General features: G+C 41.4%; 10 protein-coding genes and 1 pseudogene. 6 read left to right on the plus strand and 5 right to left on the minus strand.

The annotated features are described in order from the left end of the window. Window positions 1–42: 42 nt before the first annotated feature. Together UKS_RS09280 and UKS_RS09740 are read right to left on the minus strand one after the other, a co-directional pair. Window positions 43–1,725, minus strand: a complete 1,683-nt coding sequence (locus tag UKS_RS09280) for an alpha-L-fucosidase (RefSeq protein WP_156012900.1) — start codon at window positions 1,723–1,725, stop codon at window positions 43–45. A 1-nt stretch (window position 1,726) separates the two neighbouring features. Beyond that, complete coding sequence (locus tag UKS_RS09740; protein WP_173020486.1) at window positions 1,727–5,515, minus strand: sugar-binding domain-containing protein; 3,789 nt, start codon at window positions 5,513–5,515, stop codon at window positions 1,727–1,729. A 487-nt stretch (window positions 5,516–6,002) separates the two neighbouring features. Between UKS_RS09740 and arcA the strand changes: the two genes are divergently transcribed. The 5 genes from arcA (at window position 6,003) to UKS_RS09315 (ending at window position 12,494) form a co-directional block, all read left to right on the plus strand. After that, the gene (gene arcA / locus UKS_RS09295; RefSeq protein WP_156012902.1) at window positions 6,003–7,232 is read left to right on the plus strand and encodes an arginine deiminase; all 1,230 of its coding nucleotides are present in this window, start codon (window positions 6,003–6,005) and stop codon (window positions 7,230–7,232) included. Window positions 7,233–7,289: 57 nt separating this feature from the next. Beyond that, the gene (gene argF, locus UKS_RS09300; RefSeq protein WP_084974640.1) at window positions 7,290–8,306 is read left to right on the plus strand and encodes an ornithine carbamoyltransferase; all 1,017 of its coding nucleotides are present in this window, start codon (window positions 7,290–7,292) and stop codon (window positions 8,304–8,306) included. A gap of 164 nt (window positions 8,307–8,470) precedes the next feature. Beyond that, window positions 8,471–9,418 (plus strand): carbamate kinase, encoded by a 948-nt coding sequence (gene arcC, locus UKS_RS09305; protein ID WP_156012904.1) that lies wholly within the window; start codon window positions 8,471–8,473, stop codon window positions 9,416–9,418. 211 nt (window positions 9,419–9,629) lie between these two features. After that, window positions 9,630–11,141, plus strand: coding sequence for a YfcC family protein (locus tag UKS_RS09310; RefSeq protein WP_156012906.1), 1,512 nt, complete (start codon window positions 9,630–9,632; stop codon window positions 11,139–11,141). Window positions 11,142–11,162: 21 nt separating this feature from the next. Next, window positions 11,163–12,494 (plus strand): dipeptidase, encoded by a 1,332-nt coding sequence (locus UKS_RS09315; RefSeq protein ID WP_156012908.1) that lies wholly within the window; start codon window positions 11,163–11,165, stop codon window positions 12,492–12,494. Window positions 12,495–12,556: 62 nt separating this feature from the next. Here UKS_RS09315 and UKS_RS09320 read toward each other — a convergent pair. Then, a pseudogene (locus UKS_RS09320) lies at window positions 12,557–13,914 on the minus strand (transposase). 273 nt (window positions 13,915–14,187) lie between these two features. After that, window positions 14,188–15,072 (minus strand): SPFH domain-containing protein, encoded by an 885-nt coding sequence (locus UKS_RS09325; RefSeq protein ID WP_004235732.1) that lies wholly within the window; start codon window positions 15,070–15,072, stop codon window positions 14,188–14,190. A gap of 290 nt (window positions 15,073–15,362) precedes the next feature. Between UKS_RS09325 and UKS_RS09330 the strand changes: the two genes are divergently transcribed. Continuing rightward, window positions 15,363–16,220: a 5'-nucleotidase, lipoprotein e(P4) family gene (locus tag UKS_RS09330; protein WP_156012909.1), complete on the plus strand. Its 858-nt coding sequence runs from the start codon at window positions 15,363–15,365 to the stop codon at window positions 16,218–16,220. Between the two features lie 976 nt (window positions 16,221–17,196). Here UKS_RS09330 and adcA read toward each other — a convergent pair. Further along, a complete protein-coding gene (gene adcA, locus UKS_RS09335) occupies window positions 17,197–18,702 on the minus strand; it encodes a zinc ABC transporter substrate-binding lipoprotein AdcA (protein ID WP_156012911.1) in 1,506 nt (501 codons plus the stop codon).

Raw genomic sequence — 18,702 nt, forward strand, 5'->3', positions numbered from 1 at the left:
GTAGACAAAAGAACCTTTGTATCCTGCAAAGGTTCTTTTATTTTATGAAACTTGTACTTGAGCTTGATCAATCAGTTGTCCATCCACAGTCAGATTTAGATAGAAATCCAAGGTCTTATCAGCAGCAAAATACAAGGTTGGTATAGTCAAATCTTTTTTGCTTTCCCCAGCTTGAAACGCAAGGACTTGAATCTCGTCCTGATAGGCGACACCATGGACACCCGTCCCCGGTTGAATCGAAATCTTAGCCTTCAAAGGAGTATTACTTTCGCTACGTTCAACCCTAAAATGAAGAGCCTCTCCCTTTGTCACAACTAGACCTTTTTCTACAAATGTTAGGCCCTGAACAACTTCTTTTTTTGATAAACTAGGAGTTTTATAAAGTGAAATCTTGGTTAATACAGGCATAGCTTGTGCCTTGGTAATGATCACGCGCACCTTCTGTGCCTCTACTAGCGGCCCTCGCAGAAGGCGCTTATGACCAACTGTAAAGCCTGTACCAAATTCTTGCCAGAGACCATCCACCTCTACTTGCACATGAAAAGCAGTGATTCGTTGCCCTAGCTTCAAATCTTCTCGTAACTCAATTACATCAAAAGTTTTAGGTGACCCTAAGTCGAGTTCTAACTGGATTGGCAGGCCTACGTCGCTTGCCCAAGAGCTAGTCTTAAGGCTATCTGTCAAATGGTGACAGGCAAAGTCTGCGGAAAGAGCAGGACCAAATACCTCAGCTCCCAGAGCCAAATCTTCTTTATAGAGCTCATTGCGATAATCCGCAAATTCATAAAGGCGTTCAATATCCTTTGCATCAAATAGCCCAGCTTGATTCGGCGGAATATTGAGCAAGAGTGGAGTTCCTCTCCCCACCGAGTGAAAATAGATTTCGACCAACTCCTCAAGAGACTTAGGATCCTGGTCCTCATGGTAAAACCAGCCCGGTCGGATGGAAACATCTGCCTCACCGATTGAAAAAATCGTGCCTGAGGGATCTCCGTGTTGAAGATAGTCCAGCGCTGCTTCTGTCCCTAGCTGGTCTGGTTTCACCTTTTGCCATAGGGGATCACCTGCATACCCTCGTTCATTGCCAATCCAGCGGATACTGGTGCCTTCTGTTGAAAAAATCAAGCAATCTCCCTGCAGGTCACGAGTGGTTTCAAACCATTTTTCAAATTCATAATTGACCTTTTGAGCGCCCTCTCCTCTGGCACCATCCATCCAGACCTCAGCAAATTTCCCTCCATTTCCATAGTCAGGATTTGATAAAATCTCCTTCAGCTGAGCCAGATAATAGGCATTATAGTCCACTTCTCGGTCCACATGATAGAGAGGACTATGGGCATCCCACGGCGATAAATAAACCCCCATATCCATATCAAACTCTGTGGCAGCTTGAGATACTTCAAGGAGCAAATCCCCCTCTCCATTCCTCCAAGGACTAGCCTTGACCGAATAATCTGTGTGAACTGTCGGATAAAGGACAAAGCCATCGTGGTGCTTGACCACCAAAATCAACTTCTTGAAGCCCGTTTCCTTGAGCACGCGAACCCACTCACGCGCATCTAACCTTGTCGGGTTAAATCGCCTAGGATCCTCCTGACCTGTCCCCCATTCCTGATCATAAAAGGTATTGGGCCCAAAATGGATAAAGGCTGCTAGTTCATTCTCTAAATAAGCTAGCTGGGCCTGACTAGGCAAGGGGCCATGCGATTTTACTTCTCTTACCATACTACTTCCTATCTACATTTTTCTTCACTTTTTTAGCATGTACTTGCAATTCTGTTAACGCTAGAGGGCTTGCCAAGCCTTCAAATCGAAGACGAAGAGCATAAGTTTCCACCTTGTCAAATTCGAAACGAAGCTCTTCATCCTTGCCGCTTGAAACTTTTCGGATAGCTGATACAGATCGCCAATTCTCCTCTTGCATGAGCAGGGAATCCTTGTCTAAATGGTTTGGAGTCCGAGGCAAGGCAGGCTCATTCCCTATGTAATAATCAATAAAAGTAGGCTCCATCGCCACGTATTCTTGATTCTCAACATAATACAAGGTCACGTTATCCACAAATCGCGGTTTTAAAATCCCTGCATCTCCAAAAAGAATACCGACGCTTGCTTTCTCTGATTTGGCAATCCAGGTATTGGCTGTCGATTTCTTCCGAGCAATGACCTTGTCATTGAGGTAAGAGGCTGGGTGATTTGGCTCTGAGTGGGAAGCAAAGACCAGAGGCAGATTGGACCCTGTCCACTGATTGGAAATAACTTCCCCAGCTACACTGGCAGCTGTCACATGAATGGTGACTGTTGCTGGTAACTCACAGCCCGCTACTTGTCCTGTGAGCACACATTCTCCTACCTGAGCAGAGACTTGAGGATCGAGTTCATTCCAAGTCACCTTGGCCCTATCTCGTCTGCCATCTGATAAGACTAGCTTGACTCGGTCTGGTAAGTGTGGGACTTCCTTGACAAGCGTCCAAACCCTTTCAGGTTCAATAGCGCAAATCCCTTGAACACAAACCTGAGCAGAAGCCTTTAAATCCAGACCCTCTAACTGGCCAGATACCGTAAATTCATGAAATTTTGTCAAATCATCTTCAGGGATTCCTTCCCAAACAACCTTGACTCGTTTTGCATCCCCGGACTCATAGTCCACCAAAACTGAAGATGGCAGCTGTGGATAAGTTCCCTTAGCTGTATGCAAGCGAAGTGGTCGTACAGAAACTGCCTGCCCTAGTGAGCTATTTTCTGCGACCTGCAAATGAGTTTGATAGGTTTTCCCTTGATAAATAGCACTGATAACCAAGTCGCCTGCAGACAAGCAATGAAGCACTCCTTGCTTGATAATGGCGTGGGCACTACCACTCGTCTCCCAAATCACTTCACTATTCCCCACCTTGTTCACAGGATTATCCACAGTTTGTGGATAAAGTCCAATAGCTGGGGAATCCCCTTCTTGTAATTCTCCCTGCTTGTCCACTCGAATCTCAAACAAGCGCTTATTTTTCACTGGTTGGGAAGCCAAAATCTCTCCCACTAAGAGATTAAAACTTGCTGGCTCTAGCCCTCTAGCACTAGCTTTTACTCTGACTAGACCTGCCTGCTCCAAGCTCTGAACTAAGAGGACACCTCTGCCATGAAAGGCTTTCCTCTTAAAACGACCATTTTTCTGAGCCTTGTAACGTTCACGACTAGCCTGCCTGCCATTATCCACACCCACAATGCGAGCAGGGCCCTCAATTTTAAAATGAATCTGATTGGAAGCACTCGGCACCCAATTTCCATCCTTATTCAATACATCAAAATAGAGATAGAGGAGGTCTTGCCCATCTGGCTCCAGTTGTATTTTCTCGGCATGTAACCCGATTTTGGCTGCCTTACCTGCAGTCACCACCCTATCTTCTGCCACAATCTGACCTTGACGATCATAGGCCACAGCACGCAATTCTCCTGGTTGATAAGCCAAACGCCATTCGAGATAGAGTTGATCAGAACCTGCTCCCTCTTGGTATTTTCTGCCATCTGAAGTCCATTTCTCCTGAAAAGTCTTCCTGCCTTGAGATTTTCCATTGAGAAATAGCTCTACAGAACCAGCATTTGAATACACTCGAACAGGGATATCCCCATACTTATCCACAACTTGTTGATAACTCTTGTGGATTTCCCAATTCCAGTGGGGCAGGATATGAACCATGGGATGCTGATTTAGGTCCAACCACTGACTTTGATAGAGATAATAGTCATTTTTCGGAATCCCTGCTGTGTCTACAAGCCCAAAATAAGAACTCTTGACAGGCGTATCATTTTGATTGTGCCAAGGAGTCGGCTCACCGATATAGTCCACTCCTGTCCAGATAAATTGACCTGCATAGTCTAGCCGATTTCTATCTGCTATCCAAGCAGCCGTCGCTGTCTTCCCCCAAGGAACTCGATCATTACCATAGTCTGACTGTTCAAAATTCCGCACGCGACGATTATCTCCAACCCATTCCTTATCTGGGCGAAAATAGCTATCACGCGTCCTTGTAGCCGATGAAGTTTCAGACCCATAAAGTCGCCACTTGGGATGTCTTTTGCGAATCCCATCAATATTGTCTTCTGAGTAATTCAAGCCCACCACATCCAGCAAATCAGCTATCTTTTCATGACCTCCAGACCCATCTCCAAAGCGGAACTGATCCATTCCCATGGTCACAAAACGGCTATCATCAACTTCCTTGACCCTTTCTAGCAAGCGTTTGATAGTCTTCAATGAATGAGCATCTCCATTTGCTTCGCTAACTTCATTTCCCAAGGACCACATAAAAATCGCTGGATTGTTCTTGCCACGCTCAATCATGGTGCGCAAATCATAGTCTGACCAGAAATCGCCTGTTTTCGCTTCTGGATGAGTCGCTTCTTCCTCAAAAAAGCGACCATAGTCATATTCTTTCTTGCCTCCATACCAAGTGTCAAAGGCTTCTTCTTGGATAAGTAAGCCCATTTTAGCAGCCACATCCAGCAAAATACTACTAGCTGGATTATGGGTGATCCGAATCGCATTGACGCCCATGTCCTTCATCTGGCGCAAGCGTCTCTCAGCAGCTGACCTGTTTTCCACAGCTCCCAGCGCTCCATAGTCATGGTGCAAACAAACCCCATGAATCTTCAACCAGCGACCATTTAGAAAGAAGCCCTTATCCGCTTGCCAATCCATATAACGGTAACCAAAGGTCTCCTCTTCTTCATCAACCAAAATGCCATTTTTGTAAAGGCGAGTCTTCAATTGGTAAAGGTGAGGATAATCAATATCCCAAAGCAAAGGTTGGAACATTGATATGGCGTGTTTGAAATGATGTTTTTCCCCAGACTCAATCACTAAAGAGTCTGTCGCCTGCCAGTCTGACAGCTGCTGTCCATCATACCAGATACTCTGCTCCAAATTCACCGACACGGACTGAGGCCCATCATTTGAAACCTTACTTTCAAGCTGAGTTTCCACCCATCCATCTCTTTGTTCCTTGAGCTTGGGACTTTCTATCTTAATCCCATATAAATCCAGATGCACCGAATCTGTCATCAACAATCTCACTTCTCGGTAAATACCGCTACCAGAGTACCAACGACTGCTCGGTTGCTGATTTTCCACAAAAACCGCAAGCTGGTTGGCCGTCCCATCATTTCTTAGATAAGGCGTGATATCATAAGAAAAAGGTGTATAGCCACTGGGATAATAGCCCAGCGCTTGCCCGTTGATATAGACTTGGGCATTCATGTAAACCCCATCAAACAACAAACGTACAGAAACAAGACTGGCATCTTCTTCCAAGTAAAATTGCGTCCGGTACCAGGCTTGACCTCCGTTTAACTGACCACCCTCATTTTGCGCTGGCGAATACTGGTCAAAATCATTGTAAATACTCCAGTCATGTGGCACTTGAATAGCCTGCCAATTTTCCATATGAAAATCCGGTGCCAAGGCCTCTTCTTTTCCTACCTCTTGGCTAAAAAACCAGTGATTTCGTAAAACTTCTTCTCTTCTCATACAAGCATTCCTCTTTAAACGACACGATTTACTTGACTATAGCACAAAACAAAAGCGCTTTCAAGGCTTCCTCCATCACTCCCTAAATACTCAGAAAAGATTCTATAATTTGTACAATATACATTTAAATTAGACTAGAAGAAAAACTTTTCTGATATGTTTCATATAATTTTCTAAGTAATTTTCAATCACAACTTCTCTCAATCCCTCGTCATAACTGAATTAAAATCTGGACATTTCTTCTTAAAATATGAAATTTAGCATAATTTTTTTAAAAAAATTATATTCTTTTTGGTAGAAATTTATACATTTATTTCCTGTAATTTCTTTTGCTATCGTATAATAACATAAAATATTACTAAAACCTTGTTTTGTCCAAATTTTTAATTATTTTTTACTATTGACATGCCTCTGAGAATATGATATAACATAAATGTAAGCGGTGCCAAAAAGGTAGCGCCGTAAAGATTTTTAAGGAGGAAAACATATGTCTTCACATCCAATTCAGGTATTCTCAGAAATTGGGAAACTGAAAAAAGTTATGTTGCACCGTCCAGGCAAAGAGTTGGAAAACTTGTTGCCGGACTATCTCGAAAGGCTTCTTTTTGATGACATTCCATTCTTGGAAGATGCTCAAAAAGAACATGACGCATTTGCTCAAGCTCTTCGTGATGAAGGAATTGAGGTCCTTTATCTAGAGCAATTGGCTGCTGAATCATTGACTTCCCCAGAAATCCGCGATCAATTTATCGAGGAATATTTAGACGAAGCCAACATCCGTGGCCATCAAACCAAGGCGGCTATTCGTAAATTGCTTCACGGTATCAAGGACAACCAAGAATTGGTTGAAAAAACTATGGCTGGTGTTCAGAAAGTTGAATTGCCAGAAATTCCTGAAGAAGCAAAAGGCTTAACTGACTTGGTTGAGTCAGACTATCCATTTGCTATCGACCCAATGCCAAACCTCTACTTCACTCGCGATCCATTTGCAACCATTGGTAATGCCGTATCGCTTAACCATATGTATGCAGATACTCGTAACCGTGAAACTCTTTATAGTAAATACATTTTCAAACACCATCCAATCTATGGTGGAAAAGTGGAGTTGGTTTACAACCGTGAAGAAGATACACGTATTGAAGGTGGAGATGAGCTCGTTCTTTCTAAAGACGTTCTCGCAGTGGGTATTTCTCAACGTACAGACGCAGCTTCGATTGAAAAACTCTTGGTAAATATCTTCAAGAAAAATGTTGGGTTCAAGAAAGTATTGGCATTTGAATTTGCTAACAACCGTAAATTCATGCACTTGGATACTGTCTTTACCATGGTTGACTATGACAAATTCACAATTCACCCAGAAATCGAAGGCGATCTTCGTGTGTACTCTGTCACTTATGAAGATGAAAAACTCAAGATTGTTGAAGAAAAAGGTGACTTAGCTGAACTTCTTGCGAAGAACCTCGGCATAGAAAAAGTTCATTTGATCCGTTGCGGTGGTGGCAATATCGTAGCAGCTGCGCGTGAACAATGGAATGATGGCTCCAACACTTTGACCATCGCACCTGGTGTAGTAATCGTTTATGCCCGCAATACCATTACCAACAAGATCCTAGAAGAATACGGACTTCGATTGATTAAGATCCGCGGAAGTGAATTGGTTCGGGGCCGTGGTGGACCTCGTTGTATGTCTATGCCATTTGAACGCGAAGAAGTATAATCGCTGTTTAGTATTTGTCAATAAAAAATGTAAAAAATAGAAAGAGGAAATAACAGAATGACACATTCAGTATTCCAAGGACGCAGCTTCTTAGCAGAAAAAGACTTTACTCGCGCAGAGTTAGAATATCTTATCGGTCTTTCTGCTCACTTAAAGGATTTGAAAAAACGCAATATCCAACACCACTACCTTGCTGGTAAAAATATCGCCCTCTTGTTTGAAAAAACGTCTACTCGTACGCGTGCAGCCTTTACAACTGCAGCTATTGACCTTGGTGCTCATCCAGAATACCTCGGAGCAAATGACATTCAGTTAGGTAAAAAAGAATCTACTGAAGATACTGCAAAAGTTTTGGGTCGTATGTTTGACGGGATTGAATTCCGTGGTTTCAGCCAACGTATGGTTGAAGAACTAGCAGAATTCTCAGGTGTTCCAGTATGGAACGGTCTAACTGACGAATGGCACCCAACTCAAATGCTCGCTGACTACTTGACTGTTCAAGAAAACTTCGGACGCTTGGAAGGCTTGACATTGGTATACTGTGGTGATGGACGTAATAACGTTGCCAATAGCTTGCTTGTAACAGGTGCTATCCTTGGTGTCAATGTTCACATCTTCTCACCAAAAGAACTTTTCCCAGAAAAAGAAATCGTTGAATTAGCAGAAGGATTTGCTAAAGAAAGTGGCGCACATATTCTCATCACTGAAGATGCTGACGAAGCAGTTAAGGGCGCAGACGTTCTTTACACAGACGTTTGGGTATCAATGGGTGAAGAAGACAAATTCGCAGAACGCGTTGCACTTTTGAAACCTTACCAAGTCAATATGGACTTGGTAAAAAAAGCAGATAACGAAAACTTGATTTTCTTGCACTGCTTACCAGCATTCCACGATACTCACACTGTTTATGGTAAAGACGTTGCTGAGAAATTTGGCGTAGAAGAAATGGAAGTAACAGATGAAGTCTTCCGAAGCAAGTATGCTCGTCACTTTGACCAAGCAGAAAACCGTATGCACACTATCAAAGCTGTTATGGCTGCTACTCTTGGTAACCTTTATATTCCTAAAGTATAATTTTAGATAATAAACCGTCTACCAACAGCTATGAGGGCTGCGACTAATAGCTTTAGTCCGGCCCTCTTTTATATAATAGTAATATATTATTTCTTGTAAAATATGTGAAAATTCATTAAATTTAAATCTAAACGCATTCTATTGAGTGTGATAAAGGAGAATTTATGGCAAATCGTAAAATTGTAGTAGCTTTGGGAGGAAATGCGATTCTTTCTTCTGATCCATCAGCAAAGGCTCAACAAGAAGCTTTAGTTGAAACAGCTAAGCATCTTGTAAAATTGATTAAAAATGGAGATGATTTGATTATCACTCATGGTAATGGACCTCAAGTTGGGAATCTCTTGCTCCAACATTTGGCATCAGACTCTGAAAAGAACCCTGCCTTCCCACTCGACTCACTTGTCGCTATGACAGAAGGTAGCATAGGTTTCTGGTTGCAAAATGCTTTGCAAAATGCTCTCTTGGATGAAGGCATCGAAAAAAATGTTGCCTCTGTTGTAACGCAAGTTGTCGTAGATAAAAATGATCCAGCTTTTGTTAACTTGAGTAAACCAATCGGTCCTTTCTATTCAGAAGAAGAAGCAAAAGCAGAAGCCGAAAAGAGCGGAGCGACTTTCAAGGAAGATGCTGGTCGTGGCTGGCGTAAGGTAGTTGCTTCACCAAAACCTGTTGACATCAAAGAAATTGAAACCATCCGTACTCTTTTAAATAATGGTCAAGTCGTCGTAGCTGCAGGTGGTGGTGGTATTCCCGTCGTCAAAGAAAACAATGGGCATTTGACTGGTGTCGAAGCGGTTATTGATAAAGACTTCGCTTCCCAGCGTTTGGCAGAATTGGTTGATGCAGACCTCTTCATCGTTTTGACAGGTGTAGATTATGTATTTGTTAACTACAACAAACCAAACCAGGAAAAATTGGAACATGTGAATGTTGCCCAGCTGGAAGAATATATCAAACAAGATCAGTTTGCACCAGGCAGCATGCTTCCAAAAGTAGAAGCAGCTATCGCTTTTGTCAATGGTCGTCCAGAAGGAAAAGCAGTTATTACTTCCCTTGAAAATCTAGGCGCCTTGATTGAATCTGAAAGCGGAACAATTATTGAAAAAGGGTAAGTTGTTTTACTAATAAGATGTATTTTTTTTCTAGCGTTTCTATATTAAATTAAGAATAATTCTTGAAAATAAGTAGGATATTTTCACAAAATACTAATTTTTTAGACTTTAATATGGTAAAATAAATATATATAGAAAACGCTTTCTTGGCTATTTATTTAAGAAAGTAGTTGATTTTTTACATTTTGTTAGACATTAGGAGGAAAAACAAATGAGTGAAAAAGCTAAAAAAGGGTTTAAGATGCCTTCATCTTACACCATTTTATTGATAATCATTGCTATTATGGCAGTGCTAACTTGGATTATCCCTGCGGGGGCCTTTATAGAGGGTGTTTACAATGCTCAACCTCAAAATCCACAAGGAATTTGGGACGTCCTCATGGCACCGATTCGGGCTATGTTAGGTACTCATCCAGAGGAAGGCTCACTGATTAAAGAAACCAGCGCAGCGATTGATGTAGCCTTCTTCATCCTCATGGTTGGTGCTTTTCTTGGTGTTGTCAATGAAACTGGTGCTCTTAACGTAGGGATTGCCTCTACCGTGAAGAAGTATAAAGGCCGCGAAAAAATGTTGATTTTGGTACTGATGCCTTTGTTTGCCCTCGGTGGTACAACTTATGGTATGGGTGAAGAAACAATGGCCTTCTATCCACTCCTTGTGCCAGTTATGATGGCCGTTGGTTTTGATAGCCTGACTGGTGTTGCAATTATTTTGCTCGGTTCTCAAATCGGCACTTTGGCATCTACTCTGAATCCATTTGCGACAGGTATTGCTTCAGCGACTGCGGGAGTTGGTACAGGGGACGGTATCGTACTTCGTCTGATCTTCTGGGTTACCTTGACTGCTCTTAGTACTTGGTTTGTTTACCGTTATGCGGATAAGATTCAAAAAGATCCGAGTAAGTCACTGGTTTATAGTACTCGCGAAGAAGACTTGAAACACTTTAACGTAGAAGAAACTTCATCTGTAGAATCTACACTTAGTAGCAAACAAAAATCAGTTCTCTTCTTATTTGTATTGACATTCATCTTGATGGTATTGAGCTTCATTCCATGGACAGACCTTGGCATTACTATTTTTAATGACTTTAATACTTGGTTGACTGGTCTTCCAGTTATTGGTAATATTGTCGGGTCATCTACTTCTGCGCTAGGTACTTGGTACTTCCCAGAAGGTGCAATGCTCTTTGCCTTTATGGGTATCCTGATTGGTATTGTTTATGGTCTTAAAGAAGATAAGATTATCTCTTCCTTCATGAATGGTGCTGCTGACTTGCTCAGTGTTGCCTTGATCGTAGCGATTGCCCGTGGTATTCAAGTTATTATGAACAACGGTATGATTACCGACACCATTCTCAACTGGGGTAAAGAAGGCTTGAGCGGTCTATCTTCACAAGTCTTTATCGTTTTAACTTATATCTTCTATCTACCTATGTCATTCTTGATCCCATCTTCATCTGGTCTTGCCAGCGCAACTATGGGTATCATGGCTCCGCTTGGAGAATTTGTAAACGTTCGTCCTAGTTTGATTATCACTGCTTATCAATCTGCTTCAGGTGTCTTGAACTTGATTGCGCCAACATCTGGTATTGTGATGGGAGCTCTTGCACTTGGACGTATCAACATTGGTACTTGGTGGAAATTCATGGGCAAATTAGTGGTTGTTATTATTGTAGTGACAATCGCCCTTCTCCTCCTTGGAACCTTCCTTCCATTCCTATAAAATAGTGAGCGAGGTGATTCCATGAAAATAAATATAACAAATCAAGTTAAAGATGAATTTCTTACATCATTAAAAACCTTGATTTCCTATCCTTCGGTACTCAATGAAGGAGAAAATGGAACACCTTTTGGGCAAGCAATCCAAGATGTCCTAGAAAAAACTTTAGAAATTTGTCACGGCTTAGGTTTCACTACCTATCTCGACCCTAAAGGTTATTACGGATACGCAGAAACCGGTCAGGGAGCAGAGCTCCTGGCCGTTCTCTGTCATTTGGACGTTGTTCCATCAGGTGATAAAGCAGATTGGCAAACGCCACCATTTGAAGCAAGCATTAAAGAAGGAATCCTCTACGGAAGAGGGGCACAGGACGATAAAGGTCCTTCACTTGCAGTTCTCTACGCAGTGAAAAGCTTGCTTGACCAAGGCATCCAATTTAAGAAACGCGTGCGTTTTATCTTTGGCACAGATGAAGAAACCCTTTGGAGATGTATGGCACGCTACAATACCTTCGAAGAAACAGCCAGTATGGGATTTGCACCGGACTCGTCATTTCCTTTGACATACGCTGAAAAGGGGCTCCTTCAAGTCAAACTTCATGGCCCGGGATCTGATCATATCAAGCTCGATATCGGAGGTGCCTTTAATGTCGTACCAGACAAGGCAAGTTACCAAGGTCCTCTTCATGAAGCGGTTTGTAGAGGTTTAACAGAAGCTGGTTATGATTATCAAACTGCAGGCCAAACTGTAATCGTACTCGGGGTACCTAAGCACGCCAAAGATGCTAGTCAAGGTGTCAATGCAGCCACTCGGCTTGCTAGTGTACTCGCACCTCTCCAACCACACCCTACCCTCCATTTTCTAGCCGATAAAGCAGGGCAAGATGGTAGAGGGCTTGGAATCTTTGGAGAGGTTACTGATGAACCGTCTGGTTCCCTTTCCTTTAACGTTGCAGGGTTGACTATCAATCCCGATTGCTCCGAGATTCGAATTGATATACGCATACCTGTGCTAGCAGATAAGGAGAAACTGGTAGCACAGCTCACTCGGTGCGCCAAAGACTATCAACTTAACTACCAAGAATTCGACTATCTAGCACCCCTCTATGTCGCAAGAGATAGCCAACTTGTTACTACCCTTATGCAAGTCTACCAAGAAAAAACCGGAGATAAAACTCCTCCTCTCTCATCAGGTGGTGCTACCTTTGCCCGAACCATGCCAAACTGTGTAGCCTTTGGCGCTCTTTTTCCAGGGGCACAACAAACCGAACATCAAGCAAATGAGGCAGCTGTACTAGACGATCTTTATCGCGCTATGGACATATACGCAGAGGCTGTTTATCGTCTCGCAACCTAACCAGATAAAGGGTTCTACCAAAAAAAATCGGCTCTTTGTCAACTGTAGTGGGTTGAAAAAAGCTAACACCTTGAGAGGACGATCGTCGTCCTCTCCATTTTTATATTCAGAGAGATGAAAATCCGTTTTTTGAAGTTTTCAAAGTTCAGAAAACCAAAGGCATTGCGCTTGATTAGTTTAATGAGATTATTAGTGGCTTCTAATTTTGCATCAGAATAGTGTAACTGAAGGGCATTGATAATCTTGTCTTTATCCTTGAAAAAAGTTTTAAAGACAGTCTAGAAAAGAGGATGAACCTTTTTTAGATTGTCCTCAATGAGTCCAAAGAACTTCTCTAGTTCCTTATTCTGAAAGTGGAAAAGCAAGAGCTGATAGAGATTATAGTGGTGTTTCAAGTCTTCTGAATAGCTTAATTGTTTATTAAGAATCTCTTTATTGGTTAAATGCATACGAAAAGTAGGGCGATAAAATCTCTTATCGCTGAGTTTATGACTATCCTGTTGGATGAGCTTCCAGTAGCGCTTGATAGCCCTGTATTCATGAGATTTTCACTCAAGTTGATTCATGATTTGAACACGCACACGATTCATGGCACGGCTGAGATGTTGGAGTAAAACAGTCCAGTGGACTGTTTTAGCCTGAGTTTAGAAATAGAATAACGAAGGGTGAAAGCAACCAAGTACAATTTTTGCATTCGGGAATGAAACAGTCTGGGAGACTGTTTCAGCCTGAGCCTAGAAATTCTAAAGCGAAGTTATCTAGCCAAGTCATAGTAAGGACTAAACATATCCATAGTAATGATTTTCACCTGACAACGAACGGCTCTATCGTAGCGCAGAAAGTGATTTCGGATGATAGCTTGTGTTCTGCCCTCAAGAATAGTGGTGATATTGAGCTTATCAAAATCTTGAGCAATGAAACTCATCTTCCCCTTTGTAAAGGTATACTCGTCCCATGACATAATCTTAGGCAGACGAGAAAAATCATGCTTAAACCGGAAGTCATTGAGCTTGCGAATAACAGTTGAAGTTGAAATGCCACGCTGATGGGCAATATCGGGCATAGAAGTTTTTTCAATCAGCTTTTGAGCAATTTTTTGTTTGATGATACGAGGGATTTGGTGATTCTTCTTTACTAGAGGAGTCTCAGCGACCATCATTTTTGAACAGTGATAGCACTTGAATCGACTATTTCTAAGGAGAATTCTAGTAAGCATACCAGTTGTTTCGAGGTAAGAAATCTTAGACGGTTTTGGAAAGTCGTATTTCTTCATTTGACTTTCACAATCAGAGCAAGATGGAGCTTCATAGTCCAATTTAGCGATGATTTCTTTGTGGGTATCCACATTGATGATATCTATAATTTGGATATTAGAGTCTTTAATGTCAAGAAGTTTTGTGATAAAATGTAATTGGTCCATATGAATCTTTCTAATGAGTTGGTTTTCGCTTTTCATTATAGATTTTATGGGACTTTTTTTCTACAACAAAATAGGCTCCATAATATCCATAGGGGATTTACCCACTACAAATATTATAGAGTCTGAAAATCAAAGAGCAAACTAAGAAACTAGCCGCAGGTTGCTCAAAACACTGTTTTGAGGTTGTGGATAGAACTGACGAAGTCAGTAACTATATCTACGACAAGGCGACGCTAACGTGGTTTGAAGAGATTTTCGAAGAGGATTAGTCTATTATTTCTTCTCAGCACGGAGGGCTGACAAGATTTGTGTACGGATATCATCCACACCATTTGGCGTATTTGGTAAAAAGATGGTTTGATTTCCTTTAGAAGCAAAGGTATTCAAGGTGTCCAAATACTGGTTGGTCAAGAGGATGGACATGATTTGCTCTTCTGTCATGCCAACATTGGCTTCCTTGAGTTCTGTGATAGACTCTGCCAATCCATCCACAATCGCCTTACGCTGTTGGGCAATCCCCACACCATGGAGGCGGTCTTTTTCTGCTTCGGCTTCAGCTGCAGTGACAATTTTAATCTTGTCGGCTTCCGCCAATTCTTGCGCTGCGACCCGTTTGCGTTGCGCCGCATTGATTTCATTCATGGATTGCTTAACTTCTGCATCTGGTTCGACCTTGGTAATCAAGGTTTTTACGATAATATAACCGTAAGTAGTCATTTCTTCTGCTACTTGGTGTTGAACTTCAAGGGCAATCTCATCTTTTTTCTCAAACAATTCATCCAAGGTTAATTTGGGAACAGAAGAGCGAAGAGCATCTTCGATATAAGATTTAATCTGAGATTCGGGACGCATGAGTTTATAGTAGGCATCTGTCACGCTCTGCTCATTGACACGGTACTGAGTCGCTACATTCATCATAACGAACACATTGTCCTTGGTCTTGGTCTCAACCACAATATCACTTTGCAACAAGCGCAACTGAATCCGCGCTGCAATCGAGTCAATCCCAAAAGGCAAGCGAATATGAATACCACTATTGGCAACCTTTTGGTATTTCCCAAAGCGTTCAATAATCGCCACCGACTGCTGACGAACCACATAAACTGTACTCAGTGTGACTATCACCAATAGGAGCACACAAACCACCACAAAAATCATCAAAAATGTTGCCATTATTGCGACCTCCATTATTATTTTTCCTGTATTATAGCACATTTAAAGAAGGTTGTGCAGTTTTTACTGCGATTTTTCCTGAAATGTCACTAATTAGAGGTGAATTGTCACATTGTCGTCAAATCTCTTGCTAAAACAACTCTTTATAAAAGGCAATCGCTTTTTTTCATTACATTATCTTCTATAGAATCTTCATCCATATCCAGAGAATGACTTGCCTTAACTTTTCTCTCGTGCTATACTAGTGATTGAAATGAATAAATAGGAGATATTTCATGAAAACAGCAAAAACTACTGTTACAATCCTTTCTACACTTGCTTCTGTCGTCTTATTGGCTAGTTGTGCAACAAAGTCTACAGAAACACAGACAAGCAATAATAACTCATCTGATAATCAAATTACAATGACATATGACCAACTACGGTCAAGAGAAAACACTATGTCAACTCTTTGGTACCAAAAATCAGCTGAAACTAAAGCTTTATATATACAGGGTTATAACGTTGCAACAAATCACCTAAAGGAATTGCTCAAAACAGAATCAGACAAACCTTACTCTATCGTTTTAGACTTGGATGAGACTGTCCTAGATAATAGCCCTTATCAAGTACAAAATGTCAAAGATGGGACAGCATTCACGCCCGAAAATTGGGATGTTTGGGTTCAAAAAGCTTCAGCAAAAGCCGTTCCAGGTGCCAAGGATTTTCTTCAATTTGCTGATCAAAACGGTGTCCAAATCTACTATATTTCCGACCGCGCAGCTAATCAAGTAGATGCTACCATTAAAAATCTTGAAAGTGAAGGAATTCCTGTTCAAGGACGTGATCATCTCATGTTCTTAGAAAGTGGTGTAAAATCCAAAGAAGGTCGCCGCCAAAAAGTTCAAGAAAAAACAAACCTTATCTTATTATTTGGTGATAACCTCGTAGACTTTGCAGATTTTTCTAAGACTTCTGAATCTGACCGTGATAAACAACTTGAAGAATTGCAAAAAGAATTCGGTGAGAAATTCATCATCTTCCCAAATCCAATGTACGGATCATGGGAATCAGCTGTATACGCTGGTAATAAACTAGATGCTAAAGGTCAAGTAGAAGAACGCCAAAAAGCCTTGCAAGGTTTTGATAAATAAAACAAATAAGCTGATTCTATATAAAATAAAGCTAACTTACAATCTTCAAAAAGTGGATAGGAAGGAATTCTGATAATCAGAAAACTTTCCTATCCACTTTTATAATTGATATAACATCAAGATTTTATATATCTGATACTATACGTTCTCTGATTTTAAAGACTTTTTGCCTATCCCCGATATTTCAAGAATTAAGCACTGTTGATGATCTAAATTTGATGTGTATACTATTTTGGTCATCGGTTACCGATTACGTTCCTTACGGTTCGTGAGAGGAGGTAAAACTAATGAGCCTTATCCCAGAGCTCGCTCTTACTATTATAGCGGATGTAATAGCAGGAATGATCTTGTATTTCGTCTGCAGATGGCTAGATAGTAAAGAGTAGACCGAGTGACTAGCCTATCAACACCCGTTAAATCGCTAAGATACGTCAAAAAAGCCCTTAACTACTGCAATAGTTAGGGGCTTTGGTGTTCTAATGAACCTTATACACTAACTATAGTTTAGCATATACGCTCCATGTTTTCAAGAATTAAACAATGTTGATGATAGGAATCTAATGTGATATACTATTTTTGTCATCGGTTACCGATTACGTTCCTTACGGTTCGTGAGAGGAGGTGAAACTAATGAACCTTGTCCCAGAGCTCGTTCTTACTATTGTAGCGGACGTCATCGCAGGAATTATCTTGTATTTCGTCTGCAAATGGCTAGATGGTAAGAAGTAGACCGAATGACTAGCCTGTCTGTAAACACCCGTTAAATCGCTAAGATACGTCAAAAAATCCCTTAACTAGTGGCATAGTTAAGGGATTTGGTGTTCTAATGAACCTTACCCATTAAATTCATTCTAACACACAAGCGCTAAGATTTCAAGAGTTTTATTTATTGTTTAAAGTTCTGAAAGATCTATAATGCAGTTAGCTAACTAGTACCCAAAAACCGACTAGCTCTTATGAACTAGTCGGTTTCTCATCAATGCGCCAACATTTCTTGGGCGATTTCTTGGCCAGATAGATTATCTGGATAGTAGGTTGGCCAGTTATCCATTTCTTCAAAGAGGGCTTCTTGGCTTGTGCCTCCAAAGAAGATATGGAAATGTTCTGCCTTAACTGGGGCGATATTGTGGTCACTAAACTGAACATACTTGAATTGTCCAGCATCAGCATCTGTGGCTTCAAAGAGGAAGCGCACACCACGATTGCCTTTCTTGTAAGTCAAGATTTTCTTACCAACATACTTGTAAGTATATTTCTTGCTTTGTCCACCTTGAACAAATTCCATAGTGTTATCAGTAATGTTAATCTTAGTCACATCTGTCTGATAGCCTTTTGTATAGTAAGCCTTGTACTCAGACTGAGTCATCTTACCAGTCAACTTAGCCTTGTAGTCAAAGACTTGATCAAACGTACCATCTTCAAGGAAAGGATAAACTGATTGCCAGTTACCTGCATAGTCACTCAAGGTGCGGTCCTTGACGTCTGCATCCTCAAAGTAACCATTTTGGACTGTCTTGGTATCCTCTGCCTTTTCAGGCTCAATTGCTGGGCCTTCTTGGTCTGTTGTTTGTTTCAGAGCCTTGAGGTTTTTCTCCATCACGGAGATGTAGTTTTCGCCAGCCTTGGTATCTTCTTCTGTCAGACTTTCTAAAGGATTAAGGACATCTGTTTTGACACCTGCTTCTTTTGAAAGTGTGTTAGCAAGGGCTTGTGAAGCATTTTCTTCAAAGTAGATATAGGCAATTTTATTTTTCTTAACGTACTCTGTCAATTCTGCCAGACGAGCAGCTGATGGTTCTGCATCTGGAGAGAGACCTGAGATTGCGACTTGTTTGAGTCCATAGTCCAAGGCGAGATAGTTAAAGGCTGCGTGTTGAGTCACAAAGCTCTTTTGTTTAGCTTGAGAGAGACCATCTGTGTAGGCCTTATCCAAGGCTTGCAATTTTTCGATATAGGCAGCAGCATTCTTCTCAAAAGTCTCTTTTTTATCAGGATAATCTGCTGACAAGCTATCACGGATGTGCTCTACTAGTTTAATGGCACGAACTGGTGATAACCAAACATGGGGATCGTACTCATGGTGATGGCCTTCCTCTCCATGGTCATGATCTCCCTCTTCTTCCTCACCACCTGGCAAGAGCAACATATCGCCTGTCGCCTTGATGGTTTTGACCTTTTTCTTATCCAAGGTATCTAGCAATTTAGGAACCCATGTTTCCATGTTTTCATTTTCATAAACGAAGGTATCTGCGTCTTGGATTTTGGCAACTGCCTTGGCAGACGGTTCATATTCATGGGGTTCTGTACCAGCACCGATGAGGAGTTCTACATTAGCCGTATCTCCTGCGACTTGCTTGGTAAATTCATAGACAGGGTAAAAGGTTGTCACAATATTTAGTTTGCCATCTGCCTGCTTTTGATTGGAACAAGCCACTAAAAACAAGGCACATAGACTGGCTAGCAATAAGCTAATTTTTTTCAC

Source organism: Streptococcus sp. 116-D4, assembly GCF_009731465.1.
Classification (GTDB): Bacteria; Bacillota; Bacilli; order Lactobacillales; family Streptococcaceae; genus Streptococcus; species Streptococcus pseudopneumoniae_E.